The sequence below is a fragment of the Streptomyces sp. SudanB52_2052 genome (assembly GCF_964272415.1).
GTDB classification, from domain to species: Bacteria; Actinomycetota; Actinomycetes; order Streptomycetales; family Streptomycetaceae; genus Streptomyces; species Streptomyces olindensis.
The window spans coordinates 1-17,134 of the sequence record NZ_OZ186797.1; the positions used below are offsets into that span (position 1 = coordinate 1).

Annotated in this window: 13 protein-coding genes; 6 read left to right on the forward strand and 7 right to left on the reverse strand. The window is 67.5% G+C overall.

Annotation, left to right across the window (positions count from 1 at the left end; all coding sequences use genetic code 11):
- The first annotated feature begins 1,113 nt into the window (after positions 1 to 1,113).
- Complete coding sequence (locus tag ACSUPV_RS41075) at positions 1,114 to 3,765, forward strand: Helicase associated domain protein (RefSeq protein WP_436950008.1); 2,652 nt, start codon at positions 1,114 to 1,116, stop codon at positions 3,763 to 3,765.
- A gap of 51 nt (positions 3,766 to 3,816) precedes the next feature.
- Here the strand turns inward: ACSUPV_RS41075 and ACSUPV_RS41080 are convergent, their stop codons facing one another.
- Positions 3,817 to 4,395 (reverse strand): DUF6262 family protein, encoded by a 579-nt coding sequence (locus ACSUPV_RS41080; RefSeq protein WP_436950009.1) that lies wholly within the window; start codon positions 4,393 to 4,395, stop codon positions 3,817 to 3,819.
- Positions 4,392 to 5,150 (reverse strand): tyrosine-type recombinase/integrase, encoded by a 759-nt coding sequence (locus ACSUPV_RS41085; protein WP_436950010.1) that lies wholly within the window; start codon positions 5,148 to 5,150, stop codon positions 4,392 to 4,394. The genes ACSUPV_RS41080 and ACSUPV_RS41085 overlap by 4 nt, the downstream gene beginning before the upstream one ends.
- Between ACSUPV_RS41085 and ACSUPV_RS41090 the strand changes: the two genes are divergently transcribed.
- Complete coding sequence (locus ACSUPV_RS41090; protein WP_436950011.1) at positions 5,134 to 6,288, forward strand: hypothetical protein; 1,155 nt, start codon at positions 5,134 to 5,136, stop codon at positions 6,286 to 6,288. The two genes, ACSUPV_RS41085 and ACSUPV_RS41090, sit on opposite strands and share 17 nt — an antisense overlap.
- Positions 6,289 to 6,956: 668 nt before the next feature.
- Here the strand turns inward: ACSUPV_RS41090 and ACSUPV_RS41095 are convergent.
- The gene (locus ACSUPV_RS41095; protein WP_436950012.1) at positions 6,957 to 8,132 is read right to left on the reverse strand and encodes a tyrosine-type recombinase/integrase; all 1,176 of its coding nucleotides are present in this window, start codon (positions 8,130 to 8,132) and stop codon (positions 6,957 to 6,959) included.
- A 190-nt stretch (positions 8,133 to 8,322) separates the two neighbouring features.
- Positions 8,323 to 9,006: a DUF6308 family protein gene (locus ACSUPV_RS41100; protein WP_436950013.1), complete on the reverse strand. Its 684-nt coding sequence runs from the start codon at positions 9,004 to 9,006 to the stop codon at positions 8,323 to 8,325.
- A gap of 269 nt (positions 9,007 to 9,275) precedes the next feature.
- Here ACSUPV_RS41100 and ACSUPV_RS41105 point away from each other — a divergent pair, with 269 nt between their 5' ends.
- Entirely contained in the window at positions 9,276 to 10,523 is a 1,248-nt protein-coding gene (locus ACSUPV_RS41105; protein ID WP_436950014.1) for a DNA sulfur modification protein DndB, read from the forward strand.
- Between the two features lie 203 nt (positions 10,524 to 10,726).
- On the opposite strand, the gene ACSUPV_RS41110 is transcribed toward ACSUPV_RS41105, so the two are convergent.
- The 3 genes from ACSUPV_RS41110 to ACSUPV_RS41120 all read right to left on the reverse strand — a co-directional run bounded on the left by ACSUPV_RS41110 (position 10,727) and on the right by ACSUPV_RS41120 (position 12,849).
- Positions 10,727 to 12,220 carry a ThiF family adenylyltransferase gene (locus tag ACSUPV_RS41110; RefSeq protein WP_436950015.1) on the reverse strand — a complete coding sequence of 498 codons (1,494 nt, stop codon included), beginning with the start codon at positions 12,218 to 12,220 and terminating at the stop codon, positions 10,727 to 10,729.
- Complete coding sequence (locus ACSUPV_RS41115) at positions 12,217 to 12,519, reverse strand: hypothetical protein (RefSeq protein ID WP_436950016.1); 303 nt, start codon at positions 12,517 to 12,519, stop codon at positions 12,217 to 12,219. Before ACSUPV_RS41115 ends, ACSUPV_RS41110 begins: the two co-directional genes overlap by 4 nt.
- Before the next feature lie 66 nt (positions 12,520 to 12,585).
- Positions 12,586 to 12,849 (reverse strand): hypothetical protein, encoded by a 264-nt coding sequence (locus tag ACSUPV_RS41120; RefSeq protein ID WP_436950017.1) that lies wholly within the window; start codon positions 12,847 to 12,849, stop codon positions 12,586 to 12,588.
- A gap of 331 nt (positions 12,850 to 13,180) precedes the next feature.
- Between ACSUPV_RS41120 and ACSUPV_RS41125 the strand changes: the two genes are divergently transcribed.
- From ACSUPV_RS41125 to ACSUPV_RS41135, 3 genes are read left to right on the forward strand one after another with little or no spacing between them, the layout of a single operon-like run.
- Positions 13,181 to 13,558 carry a hypothetical protein gene (locus tag ACSUPV_RS41125; RefSeq protein WP_436950018.1) on the forward strand — a complete coding sequence of 126 codons (378 nt, stop codon included), beginning with the start codon at positions 13,181 to 13,183 and terminating at the stop codon, positions 13,556 to 13,558.
- 46 nt (positions 13,559 to 13,604) lie between these two features.
- Positions 13,605 to 14,750: a helix-turn-helix domain-containing protein gene (locus tag ACSUPV_RS41130; RefSeq protein WP_436950019.1), complete on the forward strand. Its 1,146-nt coding sequence runs from the start codon at positions 13,605 to 13,607 to the stop codon at positions 14,748 to 14,750.
- Positions 14,747 to 17,074: a hypothetical protein gene (locus tag ACSUPV_RS41135; protein ID WP_436950020.1), complete on the forward strand. Its 2,328-nt coding sequence runs from the start codon at positions 14,747 to 14,749 to the stop codon at positions 17,072 to 17,074. The genes ACSUPV_RS41130 and ACSUPV_RS41135 overlap by 4 nt, the downstream gene beginning before the upstream one ends.
- Positions 17,075 to 17,134 lie beyond the last annotated feature (60 nt).

Here is a 17,134-nt window from a genome sequence, read left to right on the forward strand (position 1 = left end):
CTGCGCACGGTTGTTGCGCTCCCGCTCCGCGGGAGCGCTGGCGGGACGCTACGCGTCCCGCATAACCCGGCTGCTGCGCAGCCGGGTTGACGCTCCGTCCGCTGCGCTCCCGGAGCAGCAGGACTTCGTCCTGGACCCGGCCCTCCGCTGACGCTCCAGGCCGGTCGGGCGGGTCCGCTGCGCTCCCCCGCCCTCAACGGTCCTTCCGGCTGCGCCTCCAGTCCCTTCGGGCCCGCTGGCGCGGGCCTGGCTGGCTATGAGGAGAGGTGGCTGCTCGTTCGTGTCGAGTTTCAGCGTAGTGCATGCCTCCTTGTGATGCAGCATGTAGAGTTGGGAGAAACTAGTCACACCCTCAAGGACGTGTGAGCTCGACAGGGTGAGCAGAGTCGATGAGGTGAATCGAGTGACGATCAGGGAAAAGATTCCTGATGGGCTTACGCGCAGGGCTCAATATTTCGTCCGAATCCACGGTTACCGGATTTCTGATCCTGGTGTGGAGCAGCACCGGGCCCGGTGGCTGGAGCATGGAATCCCGGCAGTAGAGATTGACCGTGCTGTGGCGTATCAGGAAATCTGGGGCGGGATAGCCCTCTCCGTCTCCGCACTACGACGGTGGCCACAGTTCGTTCAGTGCGGACGTGCCTGAGGGGGCGGAGGCGGAGGGCTGGTGGTTCGGGGCCGGGCTGCAGCGCACCGCGCTTCCCTAGCCTTCATGATTGGTCCCGAGGGGGAGTTCGGTATCCATGCCGGCACTTGGGTGCCTCTGCATGGGAGCATCGCGGGGTGGGTGGAGTCGGTGGCCCTTGCAGATCATGCCCGCCGGTGCGCCCGCACTATCACCACGGTGACCGGTGAAGCTGTGGAGGCGCTGCAACTCGACGGCTTTGAACCGGTCTTGGAGGTTGCCGGACGCGCAGACACCTGGTGGCGAGGAGCTGACTCTCTTGTGGCCGTCTACCGCGGGGAAGCTGAGTGCATGTTGGCACCGCAATGCCGAACGGCAACGGTCTACTCCGGGCTCGATGAATGGGGCCTCAAAGGACTCGGCGCTTAAAAGCTCACCCGCGTTCGATGAGGCATCGGCTGCAACGCGACTCTTGGCAAGAGGAACTGATGACAGTGCAGTTTGGAATTCAGAGAATCGTGCTCAGGGAACACCAGGTGGATGCGACTGCGCGTATCCGTAAGTGGGTCGGGTTCCCTGCAAGGTCCTCTGTGCCCGCGGAAGGGGCGCGCGCCACGGTGGTGTCCGCCACGGGGTCCGGAAAGACGATCACTGCTGCGTGGGCTGCGCTGGAGTGCTTCCGTGGCGGGCGGATCCTCGTCATGGTTCCCACCCTCGATCTGCTCGTACAGACCGTTCAGGCGTGGCGGAGGGTCGGTCACAACGGGCCGATGGTCGCGGTGTGCTCGCTGGAGAAGGACGACGTCCTGGAGCAGCTCGGCGTACGGACCACCACGAACGCGATCCAGTTGGCGCTGTGGGCGGGGCATGGGCCGGTGGTCGTGTTCGCCACGTACGCCTCCCTGGTGGATCGTGACGACCCGGAGGACCCGTTGGGTCAGCGGAGGGTCCGCGGGCCGCTGGAGGCTGCTCTGGCGGGCGGAGAGCGGCTGTACGGACAGACAATGGCCCCGTTCGACCTCGCCGTCGTCGACGAAGCCCACTCAACCACCGGTGATCTTGGGCGGCCGTGGGCGGCGATCCACGACAACACCCGCATCCCTGCGGACTTCCGGCTCTACCTCACCGCCACCCCCCGCATCCTCGCCCCGTCGCTCCCACAGCGCGGCCGGGAAGGGCAGGAACTGGAGATCGCCACCATGGCGTCCGACCCGGACGGCCCGTACGGCGAGTGGATCTACGAGCTCGAACTGTCCGAGGCGATCGAACGCGGCATCCTCGCCGGTTTCGAGATCGACGTGCTGGAGATCCACGACCCCTCCCCCGTCCTCGGGGAGCCGGAGGAGGCGCAGCGGGGCCGGCGCCTCGCCCTGCTGCAGACCGCGCTCCTGGAGCACGCCGCCGCGCGGAACCTGCGCACGGTTATGACCTTCCACCAGCGGGTGGAGGAGGCGATGGCATTCGCGGAGAAGCTGCCGCAGACGGCCGCCGGGCTGTACGCGGCCGAGGTCTCCGATGAGGCTCTGGCCGACGCGGATTCGTTGCCGAAGTCGTCGATCGACGCGGAGTTCTACCAGCTGGAGGCCGGCCGCCACATGCCGGCGGACCGCGTCTGGTCGGCATGGCTGTGCGGCGACCACCTCGTCGCTGAGCGGCGGGAAGCCCTACGGCAGTTCGCCAATGGCATCGATGCCGCGGGCCGCCGCGTACACCGGGCCTTCCTTGCCTCCGTCCGGGTGCTCGGCGAAGGCGTTGACATCGTCGGCGAGCGGGGCGTTGAGGCGGTGTGTTTCGCCGACACTCGCGGCTCCCAGGTGGAGATCGTGCAGAACATCGGCCGGGCACTGCGCCCGAACCCCGACGGCACGGCCAAGATCGCCAGGATCATCGTGCCCGTCTTCCTTAAGCCCGGCGAGGACCCGACCGACATGGTCGCCTCCGCCTCGTTCGCACCCCTCGTAGCCGTCCTCCAAGGACTCCGTAGTCACTCGGAACGCCTCGTCGAACAACTCGCCAGCCGGGCGCTGACCAGCGGGCAGCGGCACGTGCACGTGAAGCGGGACGAGGACGGGCGCATCATCGGCACCACGGCCGATGGAGAAGGCGGGCAGCACGAGACCGAGGACGCCGTGGAGTCAGAGCTGCTGCACTTCTCCACCCCGAGGGACGCGGCGACGATCGCGGCGTTCCTGCGAACCCGGGTGTACCGCCCGGAGTCCCTGGTCTGGCTGGAGGCCTACCAGGCCCTGCTGCGCTGGCGGAAGGACAACCACATCACCGGTCTGCACGCCGTGCCCTACGACACCGAGACCGAGGCCGGCGCCACCAAGGCGTTCCCTCTGGGGCGGTGGGTCCACCAGCAGCGGCGCGTGTACCGCGCGGACGAACTCGACGACCACCGCAAGATGCTGCTCGACGAGGCCGGGATGGTGTGGGAACCAGGCGACGAAGCCTGGGAGAACAAACTCGCCGCCCTGCGCTCCTTCCACCGCGCCCACGGCCACCTCGCCCCCAGGCGCGACGCCGTATGGGGCGACGCCCACAGTGGACTGGTCCCGGTCGGTGAACACATGGCCAACCTCCGCCGCAAGGACGGCCTCGGCAAGAACCCGCAGCGCGCCGCAGCCCGAGCCGCACAGCTCGCGCAGATCGACCCGGACTGGAACTGCCCCTGGCCGCTGGACTGGCAACGCCACTACCGCGTCCTCGCCGACCTCGCCGCCGACGAACCCCACGGCGTCCTGCCCGACATCGCCCCCGGCGTCCTCTACGAAGGCGATGACCTCGGCAAATGGCTCCAGCGACAACGCCGCAGCTGGGCGGAACTCTCCGAAGAACAGCAGCAGCGGCTCACAGCGCTGGGCGTGAAACCCGTCGAACGCCACACCCCGGCCCCGACGGCCAAGGGCGGAGGGAAAGGATCAGCCTTTCAGCGCGGTCTGGCGGCCCTCACTCAGTGGATCCAGCGCGAGGGCGTCCAGAAGGCAGTGCCGAGGGGACACGTCGAACGCGTCGTCATCGACGGCCAGGAGCACCAGCACAAGCTCGGCGTATGGCTATCGAATACCAAGACCCGCCGCGACAAACTCACCCACGACCAACGCACGGCACTCGCCGAACTCGGCATCGACTGGGCCTGATGACGAACGAGGAAGCGTGTCGTCCGCATCTGGCGATGCACCGAGGCGGGGTCACGGTGGCGGAGGTGGGGTGATGAGGTACGGCGCGAGTTGGGCTTCAAGATCTGCGACACGTTTGTCCAGGAAGCGGTTGTTCTGGCGAGCGCTGGCCAGACGCTCTTGGAGGCGCTGGTTGTCCTGGGTGAGCTGTCGTACTTGCTGCTTCAGACTGGTGTTCTCGGTGACGATCCGTTGAAGTGATCCTTCGGGGAGATCGTGTTCGAGGTCTCGGATCTTGCCGAGGAGTTCTGCGATGCGGGTGCGCTGAGTGAGGATTTCGCGCTGGGTCTGGGCGAGTGCCTCTTCGGCATTGAGGGCGCGCTCCCTCCAGGTGGGCTGTGTGCGGCTGCGACTGTTGGAGATGCCGGGTTGAGGTCTGCTTGTGCGGGTGGCCTGCTCGATAAGGGCTCTGGCCTGCTGGTTTTGGTAGAGGAAGGTGCGTGAGACGCGGGCGGTACGGGCAAGGGCTGCGACGGTGACGGGGGTATGGTCGCGGGCCATAGCCGCCAGGGCGGTCTGCAGGCGTTGAAGCATCTCTTGGGTGGCTTGGCGGCGGGCTCGGACGGCCGCGTCGGTGCGGGAAGTGCTCATGGCTGCTCTGTGGCGTCGTCGGGGGCCTGCAGTGCTGCGAGGTCTCGGGCGCGGAAAGCGGTGCTCCAGGTGCGGTGGAAGTAGTCCTGGGGGCGCCGCAGGTCGAGGGTGAGGGCTTCGTCGAGGATGCCGAGGGCGGCCAGGGCCTGTTCGAGTCCTTTGATCGCCTTGGCGGTGGGTTCGAAGACGGTGTGGAGGTAGTCGTCGGGGGCGTTCTCGGCGATGGAGCGCCACTGTTCGGCTTTGCGTCGCCAGTAGAGGAGGTCTGCGCCGGAGAGGACAAAGTTGTCGCAGTTCTCGCAGTCGAGTTTCCAGGGGCAGGATCCGCCGTCGACAACGGGTTGGTAGGTGCAGAATCCGCCGTCGGCGGGGGTGCTGCGGCGGGAGAGGTCCAGGGCCAGGGCGAGGGCTGTCTCGCGGTCCATGGGGGTGGTGTCGCCGGAGAGGAGTTTGCCTGGGTTGGGGGCGCCGGGCCCGGCTACCCAGACGGTGTTCAGGACGTCTTCGAGGTCGCTGTTGGTGATCTTCACGTAGTGCTCGGCCATGCGTTCGGAGAGCTGGCCGAGGTAGCGGCGGATGTGGGTGAGCGTGGCGCCGGCGCGCAGCAGGTTGGTGGCCAGGGTGTGGCGGGCCTGGTGGGCGACGTACGCGCCGCCGAGGTCGAGGTCGGCGATCCAGGTCCTGAAACGCTCGTTGAAGTGTCCGTAGGAGATCGGCTGCCGGCCGTTGGGGTTGCGGATGCGGGAGGGGAACAAGGCCGGGGCGTTCGGCAGCCGCTGGAATGCGGCCGTAGCGTTTTTCGAAGAGCTGGAGTGTCTTGGTTCGGCGGGCATCGATGCGCTGGTACACGGGCTCGGGGATGCGGATGCCCTCGTTGTAGTTCCCGACCTTGGTCTGGTCGTGCCACAGCATGGCCAGACCGCGGTAGCGGCCGATGCAGTCCAGGCGCAGTCCGACAACCTCGCTGCAACGGCGCCCGGTGGCGACGATGGTCTCCCAGATGTCCCGCAGGCCCCGGTCGTTGAGGTCGAGTTCCTCCAGGCGGCGCAGGTTGGTCTCGTCGGTCAGCGCGCGGGCGACGTCGTCGCTGAAGGGGTTGCGGGAACGCTGCTTGAGGCCGGCGCCGCCGAAGGGGATGGCGGTCAGGAAGCCGGTGTCGATGCCGAGGCGTTCGGCGTGGCCGGCGGGAATGGCGCTGTAGAGCAGCTTGCGTGCCTGGTTGAAGACGAATTGGCAGCTCAGATCGGTGACGGTGGGGGATCGTCCGTCGACCAGGACCATGCCCAGGGACGGCAGGCCGTGGCGGGCGCGGTCGCGCTGGTCGGCGACGAACCGCTCGGCGTGTTCACGGCGCAGCACGGTGGGGTCGTGGCCTGCCTTGGGTGCGTCGGCTTGGAGGAAGACGCCCAGTTCGACGGCGGCGCGGCGCATCTGGTCGAAGGGGCCTCGGGTACGGGGACACTGCGGGGAACGGAGCCACTCGGCGAGGTGGTCCCAGAGCAGGTCGCGCAGCCACCGCTGCGGTACGGCGGTGATGTTGAAGTGGCTCTGGGCGTTCTTGAAGCGTCGCCCGAAGTGATCGGTCTCCAGGAAACCGGCGTCCTTGGTGTCCGAGGGGCTGTAGTAGACACAGCGCAGACCGTTGACGATCTCCCAGATGATTTTGCGGACCTCGGAGTCCATCTGCTTGCGTGTCAGGCCGGCGTAGCCGCCGGCGTGCAGGTCCATCAGGGACGTGATGCCGCCTCGCTGGCAATGTCTGACGAGATTCCTGATGCCGTTGGTGGTCCACTCGGAGTGCTGTGCGGCCTGGGCATGGGTGTGCAGGCCCCACTGGATCTCGGACCGCAGCAACGGGGGCAACGCGTGGAGGTTGACCAGTCCTGGCTGTGACACGGGTTCCGTGGTGGCACACCATGCATGGAAGGCGGACTCGTCGTTGTAGGTCACGGGGAGCGGGCGTCCGTCTTTGATGCGGCCATGGATGCGTTCCGACCGGGCTCCTCCCGGACGCTGGTCGGTCTGGTAGCGGGTCTGGTGCTGGATGCACAATCCCACCGAGCCGCAGGCCAGGAACGGACAGCGGGCCTTGCAGAGGCCGTAGCCGGGTAACGCGTATTGGGCCAGGGCCCCTTGTCCGAGGTCGTTCCGGTCGACGCGCGCCGCCGAGCCGTACTGCCAGCGGTTCTGGTGTTGATGGCACAGCTGGGTTGTAGGGCTGACGGCCGGGCGGTCGGGGCAGATCCGGCAGCGCCCGTAGTCCACTCCCCGCGCGGCCGGAAGAGGCGTTGCGGCGTGCATGAAAGTGCGCTTGGTTTGGCCGACCCGCTCTGCCTGCTCCCACTCCAGACAGTGAGAACCGCACAGGTTGTGGCTGACGCGGCGGATGCGTTCACAGCCGTCGACGCCGCACTGCCAGGCGAAGACCGGGTGCTGAGGAGGGATGAAGATCAGCGTGTCGCGGAAGAGCGGGTCGAATGCGGGGGCGTCGATGAGGGCGGTGAGCAGTTCGAGCCGGTCGCGGCCGATGCGGGTGGTGTCGGTGCGGCCTGGCACCGGGATCACGACTGTGTCCCCCAGACCTGCTCCAGCGCTGCGGTGAAGACCGGATCGTGGACGTCCACGTGGCCGTAGACCTGCTCGACGGTCGCCGCCGACGCCCAGCCGCCGGCCTCCCGCGCGATCACCGCGTTGCCCCGTGCGGCGTCCAGCACTGCGGTGGCGAAGCTGTGCCGGAAGGCGTGCGGTACCACCCGGCCGATCTCCACACGGGCTGCGGCCCGGCGCAGCATGCCGCGGGCCGCTGCGGTGGTCCACGGCTGGCCTCGGGAGGGGCCGTGCAGGCTGACCAGAAGCATGCCGTGAACGGTCTGGGCGGGGTACTGGGTGGTGATGTACTCGAAGTAGGTGTGGATCATCGCCGGACTCGCCCGGCGTACCGTCCCGCCGCTTACGGCGTTGTCCTGCCAGGCCCAGGGCGTTTTTGTCTGGGCCCGGGCCCGGTTGGCGTTGTCCTCACGGTGGCAGATGTGCACGTGCGGCCCCCGGCACTGACCGCACGCAGCTTGCTCGCGCAGGTGCAGGTCGACCAGGCGCAGCCCGCACAGCTCGCCGATCCGGAAACCGCCGTCGGCCAGCCACGTGACCACCATTCGGTCCCGCGCGCACGACACCGCCCCCAGCATCAGCTCCCGGGCGCCTTCCGGGAGCATTTTCGGATGCCGGCGCACCCGCTCCGCCGGAGCCAGAGGGTTGGCAGGCATGCTGTGCAGGACGTGCCCGAGCATCGCCCGCCGCCTATCCGCCCGCGTCGGCAACCTCGTAACGCGCAGCGCCTCCGCCAGCGACGGGTTCACGCCATGGGTGCCCAGGTGGAGGTAGAAGCCCTTCAGGCAGGCCGCCGCGGTCTTCAACGCGCTGTGCCCGTACGGGCGTTTCCCCTCCCGCCACGGCAGCCCGAACGGCCCGGGATAGTCCGCTCCGAGTGCCGCCATGTAGTGCCGCAGGTCCTCAAGCAACACCGACTCCACCGTCAGGCCCGCAAAGCGGAGCCACCGCAGATGATCCACCAGCACATACGCGTACGTACGGTCCGTGCCCGCCCGGCAGGTACGCAAGAACCCGTCCGCCTCCGCCACCTCCGTGCAGTCCGCGTCCACGACCGTGTAAGACACCCGCCCGCCGGCACGGACGATCTCCTGCACCCGTAATTCGCCCACCACCAGCCGACCACCCACCCAGCACCGCCTCCTCCGAACCGGGAACCGCCCCGGTGGCGGCACTCCTGGCCCCGAGTCCACACCCCTCCCCCACACCCATGGCCCACTCCACGCGAACGTCCCACACACCCAGGTGACGGTTGGTAAAGTCCGTCACCCTCACACGCCAGAACGCCGGAACGCCGGAAGGGCAACCTCGCTGCCGAAGTCAACGAGGACAGGCGTGACCCTCCGACCGGTGCCCCATCCACACCGCCACATCGCACACCCGCAACGCACTCACCGTCTCCGGCACCCCGGCGACCTGACGCAGCGCGAGCAACTGGCGGTGCAGGGCGCGGTCCTCCGCTCGCAGCGCGGCATGCAGCGCAAGCCAGAACGAGGGGCGCGGGCGGCCCAGAGCGCAGCGCACCACCTTGTCGTAGACCGGCAATAGACGCGGACGCTTACGAGCCAAGAGCTTCCCAGCAATGACCCAGTCAACGCCGTGCTGGGCGCAGAGGAGGTGCCAGGCTCGGTCCGCCGGCGACCCTGGAGCCAGGCCGGACACTTCGGCCTCGACCATGTCGGTGTCCCTGGGAACGGCCTGCAGCAGACCGGACAGTTGCGCGCCGAGGCAGCCCTCAAGAATGTCCAGCGCAACAGGCGCCGGAACGGTGACCGACAACGTCTGCACTGCGACCAGGTCCTCTGCCGTGATCCGGTCGGCGACCTCCAGCCGGTCTCCCCCATCCCCCAGATGCTCGAACCGACTACCGGTGAACGGCACCGCGCCCGGCGGCAGATCAATACCGAAGTATCGCCGCAGATCACCCACAGCACGCTCGGCACCCAGCAGCACGCGCAAACGCTGCCCCAACGGCGACAACGACGATCCGCTGGGAAAGATCACGAACCCATCCTTCATCGAGGTGAGCGGTGCCGAGGCCTCAACCGGTCATGTCTCACCGGCGGCACGAGCGCCTTTGGTCTCAGATCGTATCCGCGGCAACGGAACACCGGACCTAACACTTCTCGAGTGCGCCCGCAGCTCTACGTTTAAACAATTTCACTAACCGCAGCTCACGAAATCACTCCCGCAGCTCGCCATCTGAGATACAGTTAGATCTAACGTGCCATCACACGGTGCCACAGCAACCATCATTTGGGGGGAAAATCAGCATGAGCCTGCCCATGCCCACGGCCGCCATCTCCGGCGTCCCGCTCACCGTCATCCCGTTCCGCTCGGGGTCCGTCATCGGCGTCATCGACCTCCCCACCCTCCTCGCCCTCGTCCCCAATCCCAAGCGGGAAGAGGACAAGCAGCTGATGAAGAGGGCCACCCCGACCCAGCGCCGCCACGCCGAGATCCGCGCCCTGGTCCAGCGCACCGTGCGCGACACCCAGAAGAAGAAGAACATCCCCGCCTACGCCGCCTACCTTGCCGCGGGCATCAAGGGCGAGCATGGAAACGGCTGGTCCCATCCCCCCGTCACCCTCTGGGCTCCCCCCGAGGACGGCATCGAGTCCGTTCGCGTCGACCCCACCGAGCTCGCCCCCGGCACCGGCATCTGCAAGGTGACCGTCGTCACCGGCACCCACGTCATCGCCATCGACGGCGAAACCCAGATGACCGCCTGGCACGAGATCAACGAGAACCCCGACGACTACGGCGTCACCACCGCCCAGCTCCGCGCCGTCCGTATCCCCTTCGAGCTGTACTGGGATCTTCAGATCTCCGAGGCGCGGCAGGTGTTCTTCGACCGCAACGTGCTCGGCGTCACCGTCGCGAAGAACCTCGCCATGTCCATGGACCAGCGCGACTTCGCGACCCAGCTCGCCCACGACATCGCCGGAGCCGTCATCGTCACCACCAGCGACGGTGCGAAGCACCCGTTCTCCACCTTCGTCCAGACGACCAAGCGGCAGCTGTCCGCGGGAGACCCCGAGCTCCTGACTCTGTCCGGCCTGCGCGCCCTGGTCGTGACCACCATGCTCGGCCGCCCCGGCATCGCCCTGTCCTCCGCCGCCATCACCGAGGACGACATCCCCGACGGCACCACCGCGGACACGGTGCGCGCCGAGGTGACCGACATCCTCTCGTGGTTCCTGGAGACGTACTTCCCGCTGTTCGCCGCCCGCACCGCCGTCACCACCCCGGCCCTCCTCGCCGGCCTCGGCGTCGCGTTCAACCGCGCGATGCCGTGGAGCACCGATGCCGATCGCCTCACCTCCTACCGCCTCGGTCAGCTCCTCGACACCGTCCAGTGGGACCGTGAAGCCGCCTACTGGGACGGAATCGCGGGCAAGGCCACCGCGACCGGCGGCATCTCCTTCGCGGGCGGCGTGAAGGACTCCGGAGGCCGCGTCGCCGACGCGATCCTCTTCCCCGACACCGAGAACGGCCGAAAGATCCGCGGCCAGGCCTGACCACACCCGCTCCACACCACCGGGCCCCCGCCGGCCACGCACCGGCGGGGGCGCGGTGGCTGGTCTGCGTGCTGGTCAAGGGAGTCGGCTGTTCAGTGGCGTGCTACACGTGTATCCGGTCGGTAAGGAACTGCTCGGTGCCCATGGGCATCGGGTGACTTTCGTGGCGCCTACGCTCTGAATGCGGCGCGGTCGGGCCATTGTCACCGGAGATGGTGCAGGAGGTCGTCGACGGCGCGCCGGGCGCGAAGCGGCCAGCGACCTGCTGTGAGGACACGAGCAGCGCGTGCCTGCTCGGCGGTCAGGTGCGGTCCGGTGACCGGGATGGGTGTGTCGTCGCCGAGCGCCCGCAGCGGACCGTCATAGAGGCAGCCCGCCTTGCAGCCGTCCTCACGACGGTCGAGGGTGCCGGTGGTCAGGTGGTACAGGTGGGCACCGGTGTCGGCGATCCCGCCCGGTGCGGTCGTCATGGTGACGAACTGGCTCAGCTGCGCTGCCGCGGCGCTGGTGGAGAAGACGAAGACGTTCTCCTTGCGGCGCAGCGGATGGTCGGCGGGCAGGCCGGTGATGTAGGCGGGGTCGTCGAGGGAACCGTCGCGTTCGGCTTGGACGTGGGCCGGGTCGTACTGACCCCGGCATTCCATGCAGGCGCGTCCGGGGGCGGCGATGTGGGCGCGCCATTCGGCGCCGCGCAGGCGTCCTCCGCGGGCGTCGACGGCGATGCCGCCGTCGACGACGGGAATGAGATGGGCATAGGCGAGGAGGTTGAGGACGGCACGGGGCCAGGGCCGATCGACGCAGGAGAAGATCACGTCGCAGTCAGCCGCGGCGGCGAACCCGGCAGGTTCGACCACGCTCAGCTCGTACGGTGCTGCCCGGAAGTTCGTGGCGGTGGCCGCGCGGCGGGCACTGCGGGCGGCGAGGTGGGCCTTGGCCCGGTGCAGGCGTACGTCACGGATGGTGGCGTTAAGGAGCCGGTCGAGGTTGTGCTCCTCGACGGTGTCGAAGTCGAACAGGCTCAGGTTCTGGATGCCGGTGCGGGCCAGGGCCTCGACGACGAGCACGCCGACCGAGCCGCAACCGACGACACCGACGTGCAGGCGGGCCAGGTCGTCCTGGGTTGCCTGTCCCCAGGCGGAGACGGTGCGCAGTTGCCGGTTCGTCACCGCCGGCACAGGGAGAAGACGGTCGTTGACGGTGACCGCAAGGCGGCCGCCGACCACGCGGACGCTCTCCGCCTCAGTGGGGGCGTAGCGGCGGGGGGCCTGCTGCTGCCAGATGCGGGCGCCGAAACCGGCATCGGTGCCCGCGAAGGTCAGACCGACCAGCGGGCGGCCGGTGATCACCTGGGTCTGCGCGGCGAAAGACGCCTCGGCCGCGTGGTCGATGCCGTTCAGGCGCTGCCAGCCCCGGCCCTTGGGGTGGGCGTGGATGAAGCCGAGCCCGCAGCCGTGCTCAGCTGAGAGGGCGGCGGCGCGCAGGAAGTAGGCGCTGGTGAAGTCCACCGTGCCGCGCACGATCCGCTCATCCTCACGCGGCAGCACCACCTCAGTGAGCAGCGCGGTAGTGCGGCTGGCGCCGGTGCTCGGCCGCCACAGCACGAAGGCGCAGTCCTCCTGCCCGTCCGCACGGCGCAGGTGGCCGGTCAGGTGCTGGGCGACCTCGCTGGTCATCGCGACCGAGAAGCGGCCGATCATGCGGAAGGACCGTTCTGCAGCTGCGCGAACAGGGTGCGCAGGTGCCGTAGGTAGCCGCGGACGGTGCGGTCCTGCGCCCAGTCGGCGGGCGGGCGGCTCCAGTGCTCCCACTCCTGCCCCAGCGAAGAAGTGTGCACCGCACCGTGCGGGTGTCCCAGGCGGGGGGTGATGTGCGGGCCGTGCGGGGCCGACAGCGGCCAGTCCGGCACCAGCTCCAGACCGATCCGCACCGTCGTCCCGGCCTGCGGGCCGACCTCGACGAGGTAGTCGAAGACGGCGAAGTTGCCGGTCTGCTCCACTGTGTAGCCGGCGCTGGCGCAGGCCCGCGAGTATTCCCGCGGGCCCCGCCTCCGGCATCACCGCGGTCATGCGGTCGGAGTCGGGCCGGTGGAGACCGACACGAACGTCTCCCGTTCGTGCACGGTGATCTCCTCCTCCCCGCGGCCGGCGAACGAGTGCTGATGCCGCCCGGTGATCCGCACCAGGTAATGCGCGCCCGCATCGATACCGGCCAGACCCAGGACCGCGTTCGGCGTCGTGCGCTTCGGCACCTCCACCGGCTCACCGTCCACCATGACCGTCACCGTCTTGCCGCCGGTCTCCTGCTGCTGAATGTCTGCCGTCGCCATGACGACCACCTCTCCCCCGGCCCGCCACAGCGGGCCGGGATATGTGAAAGGCGGGCTCGAAGCCCGCCTACTTGCTCTTCTTCGAGCCGCGCGACACGCGCTCGTTCACCGTCGTCGACGGGTGCCTGCGCACCGTCGACTGCTTCACGAACCGACCCGTGACCGCACTCCGCCCCCGCTTCCCACCAGCCCCACTCGCCTTGCTGGACTTGCCCGGCATGACGTACCTCCTTCCGGATCTAACCGATCTGACCTGCAAAGACACTCCATCGCGAGACAAGTTTCATGCACCCATTAGGTCAATGAAACTTTCCTTGATCGAGAGAGTAGCATGGAAGCGACAGGTATACGCAAGAGGTCTCTGGGGCTGCCGGTGGACATCGCCTTCGACGACGCGGAGCTCGCCCGCGTCTGCAACAGCGACGCGGCACGCCGGGCGCGCTACGGACCGGAGGCCGCCGTCACGCTCCACAGACGCCTCGGCCAGATGGCCGCCGCCGACCACCTGGCCGACCTGCATCACCTCGCGGCCGCCCGGCTGCGGCCCAACCCAACCGACAGCGGCGTCAGCCGGATCGTCTCGCTCGGAGACCACGGCCACCTCGTCGTACGCCCCCGCGACGACCCGCCCGCCACTCACCACGACGGCACCCTCGACGAACACTCCGTACGCGCCCTGATAGTCACCGCGATCGCCATCACGCGATGACCGCCCCCGCCACCCCCGCCTCCCCGACCTCAGAGAGGCACCACCCGTGACCCCGCCTCCCGCCCCGCCCTTCGTCTACGCGCCCGACTCCGCCCAGCCGCCCGGCGAGACCCTCAAGGAACAGTTGGAAGCACTCGGCATCCCGCAGGCCGACCTCGCCCGGCGTACCGGCCTGTCCACCAAGCACATCAACCAGATCGTCCAGGGCACCGCGGTCCTCACCCCCGAGACCGCGCTCCTCCTCGAGCGCGCCACCGGCATCCCGGCCTCCATGTGGAACCAGCTGGAAGCCGCCTGGCGCACTCACGTCACCCGCCAGCAGGAGCTCCAGCAGCTCAGCAAGCGCATCGACTGGCTCGACAACTTCTCACTGACCGAGCTCGTCAAGCGCAGCATCCTGCCGAACAAGAACAGGAGCACGGACAACCTCCAGCGCCTGCTGGCGTTCTTCGGCGTCGCCGACCCGGACATCGCCGAAGACCTCTGGCGGAGCTACCGCACTGCCTTCCGCCGCTCCACCGTCTTGAAGACCGACGACTACGCCACCGCGGTATGGCTGCGCCAGGCAGAACTCAAGGCCCGCGCCCTGCCCTGCCAGCCGTTCGACCGCGCCGCCCTCACCGCCCTCCTGCCCAGCCTGCGCGCCCTCACCCTGGAAGACCCGGCAACCTGGCCCAACCGCATCACCCATCTATGCGCCCAGGCCGGCGTAGCCGTCGTCTTCCTCCCCGCCCCTCCCCTGACCAGCGTCTCCGGCGTCACCCGCTGGCTCACCCCCGACAAAGTCGCAATCGCCCTCAGCGACAGGTTCAAAAAAGACGACCACTTCTGGTTCACCGTCTTCCACGAGATCGGCCACACCCTCCTGCACGGCAAGAGACTGACCTTCCTCGACAACACCGACCGCGCCGACGAACGCACACCCGAAGGCGACCGCAGCGAAGAAGAAGCCGACGCCTTCGCAGCCCAGACCCTCATCCCGCCCGAGCACAACGCCGCCTACCGCCGCCTCGCCCGCAGGCCCATGCCCTTCGACAACGTCAAAGCCTTCGCCCGCCAAGCCGGCATCGCCCCAGGCATCGTCGTCGGCCGCCTCCAGCACGACGGCGCCCTGCCCTGGACCCACGGCAACAACCTCAAACGTCCCGTCCGCTTCCCCCACAACGGCCCCGCCGAGGACCAGCCACAGTGACCGACCACCCCCGCAAAGGCACCGTCGCAGCACCGGGCTCCCCCGACTTCGCCCTGCACACCCTGGGCTGGCGCGCATTCCAGGACCTGTGCGCAGCCGTACTCCGCGAAGTGTGGGCACAGTCCGTACACACCTTCGCCGACTCCAACGACGGCGGACGCGACGGCGCCTTCTACGGCACCTGGCAACAGCCACCGGACCCGATCGGCGTCCAGGACGTCCCCGACGGCCCCTTCGTCCTGCAGTGCAAACACACCAAGAAAGCCGACACCACCCTCGCGCCCTCGGATCTCGACGACGAGTTCGCCAAAGTCCAGGCTCTGGTGGAACGGGGCCTGTGCAGCAGTTACGTCCTACTCACCAACGCGCGGGTCAGCGGCAACTCGGAAGCCACCATCCGCCAGCGGCTGCTCGATGCCGGCGTCGTGTACCCACTGGTCCTCGACGGCCAATGGATCTGCGACACCATCGCCACCCGCCAGCGCCTGCGGACCTTCGTCCCCCGCGTCTACGGACTCGGCGACCTCTCCCAAATCCTCGACGAACGCGCCTACACCCAAGCCCAGGCCCTGCTCGGCCACCTGCGAGACGAACTAGCCACATTCGTGGTCACCGACGCCTACCGGCGTGCCGTCCAAGCTGTGCAAGACCATGGCTTCGTCCTGCTTCTCGGTGAGCCCGCCGTTGGAAAATCCGTCATCGCCGCGACCTTGGCCATGACCGCCCTCGACGCCTGGGGCTGCCTGACCGTCAACGCCCACGATGCAGAGGGACTGGTGCGGCACTGGAATCCGCACGAACCCAATCAGTTCTTCTGGATCGATGACGCCTTCGGCGCCGTGCGCCACGAACAGCAGCTCACCGACAGCTGGTCCCGCCACATGCGACATGTCATGACCGCCGTCCGCGGCGGAGCAAAAGTCGTCCTCACTTCGCGCGACTACATCTACCGCGACGCACGCCCCTACTTGAAGGAATACGCCTACCCCCTGCTACACGAACAGCAGGTCGTCGTCGACGTCGCTCAACTGCCCCTGCATGAACGCCGCCAGATCCTCTACAACCACATCAAACTCGGCGACCAGCCGCGTGAGGTCCGTAGGAAAATGAAGCCGCACCTTGACGCGGCAGCAGCAACAGAACCATTTCATCCCGAAGTTGCCCGGCGTCTCGGCCACCAGGCGTTCACCCGTCACCTCGAGCTAACCAATGATGGAATCACCGATTTCGCAGCCCGACCCACCGCGTTCCTACGCGACGTATACAACGAACTCGGCACCGACGAGAAGGCCGCTCTCGCTCTCACCTACCAAGCTGAAGAACAGTTGGTAGCACCTCTCAGCCTCGATCCTCCACAAACCGACGTTATCACCAGACTGGGCAGCACTCCCGCAGGAGCCAGTCGCGCCTTGCAAGCATTGACAGGCACTTTCCTACGCTTCGCCTCGGCAGCAAACAACGACACCACGGCAGGCTGGTCGTTTCGGCACCCCACCCTTCAGGAAGGCTTCGCCGAATACATGGCAGCCGACCCGAACCTCCTAGGCATCTTCATCACCGGCCTGAACTGGCAAACACTACTCACTCGAATCGACTGCGGCACCGAAGAACGTGGCACGCTGCTCCGCGTTCCCCCAAGCCTCTATCCCGCGGTCGCTAAACGTCTGCGCAACATCGAAGCCGAAACGCGGAGAAACTGGGAAGACCGCCGACTGTGGTACGCCTTCTTCGCCACACGATGTTCAAATGACTTCCTTAAGACATACACCGAACACGACCCAGAGTTCCCCAAGCGGATGGCCAATTTGTGGTCCTTCCTAGACGCCACTCATGAGGCTAAAGTCCTCGCACGTCTGCATCAAGCTGGCCTCCACGAACCAGACGAGCATCAAGTCCTCCTCACACGGGTCGCTGAACTCGCCGTCGACACACCTGACGCCGGATGGCTCCGTCGCGCTGAATGGAAGATCCTGCTTACCGATATCGACCGGAACCAGTTGATCGAACAGGTACGGAGAAAGCTGATCCCCAATCTGCAGCACACACTCCAAGAATGGGAATACAACTACGACTCCAGCGACGACCCACAGGATTACTACGGGCAGCTGGAAAAGGAACTAAGCACCTACAAACGTGCTTTTGAAACAGACGACCAAGCTGCAGCAGCACTCGACCGAGCCTTGGCGGAAGTCCAGCGGCTGATCGAGAGCGAGTACGAGAACCGCGATCCCGAACGATCAGACGGATATACCCGCGAGCGGCAAGGGTCCACCAATTGGACGTTCTCCCACGGCCGCAGCGTCTTCGACGATGTCGATATCTGACAACTTTGAGGAGTCCCACACCAAAGCACACCACACACTGTCCACATGCAAAGCAGCAGG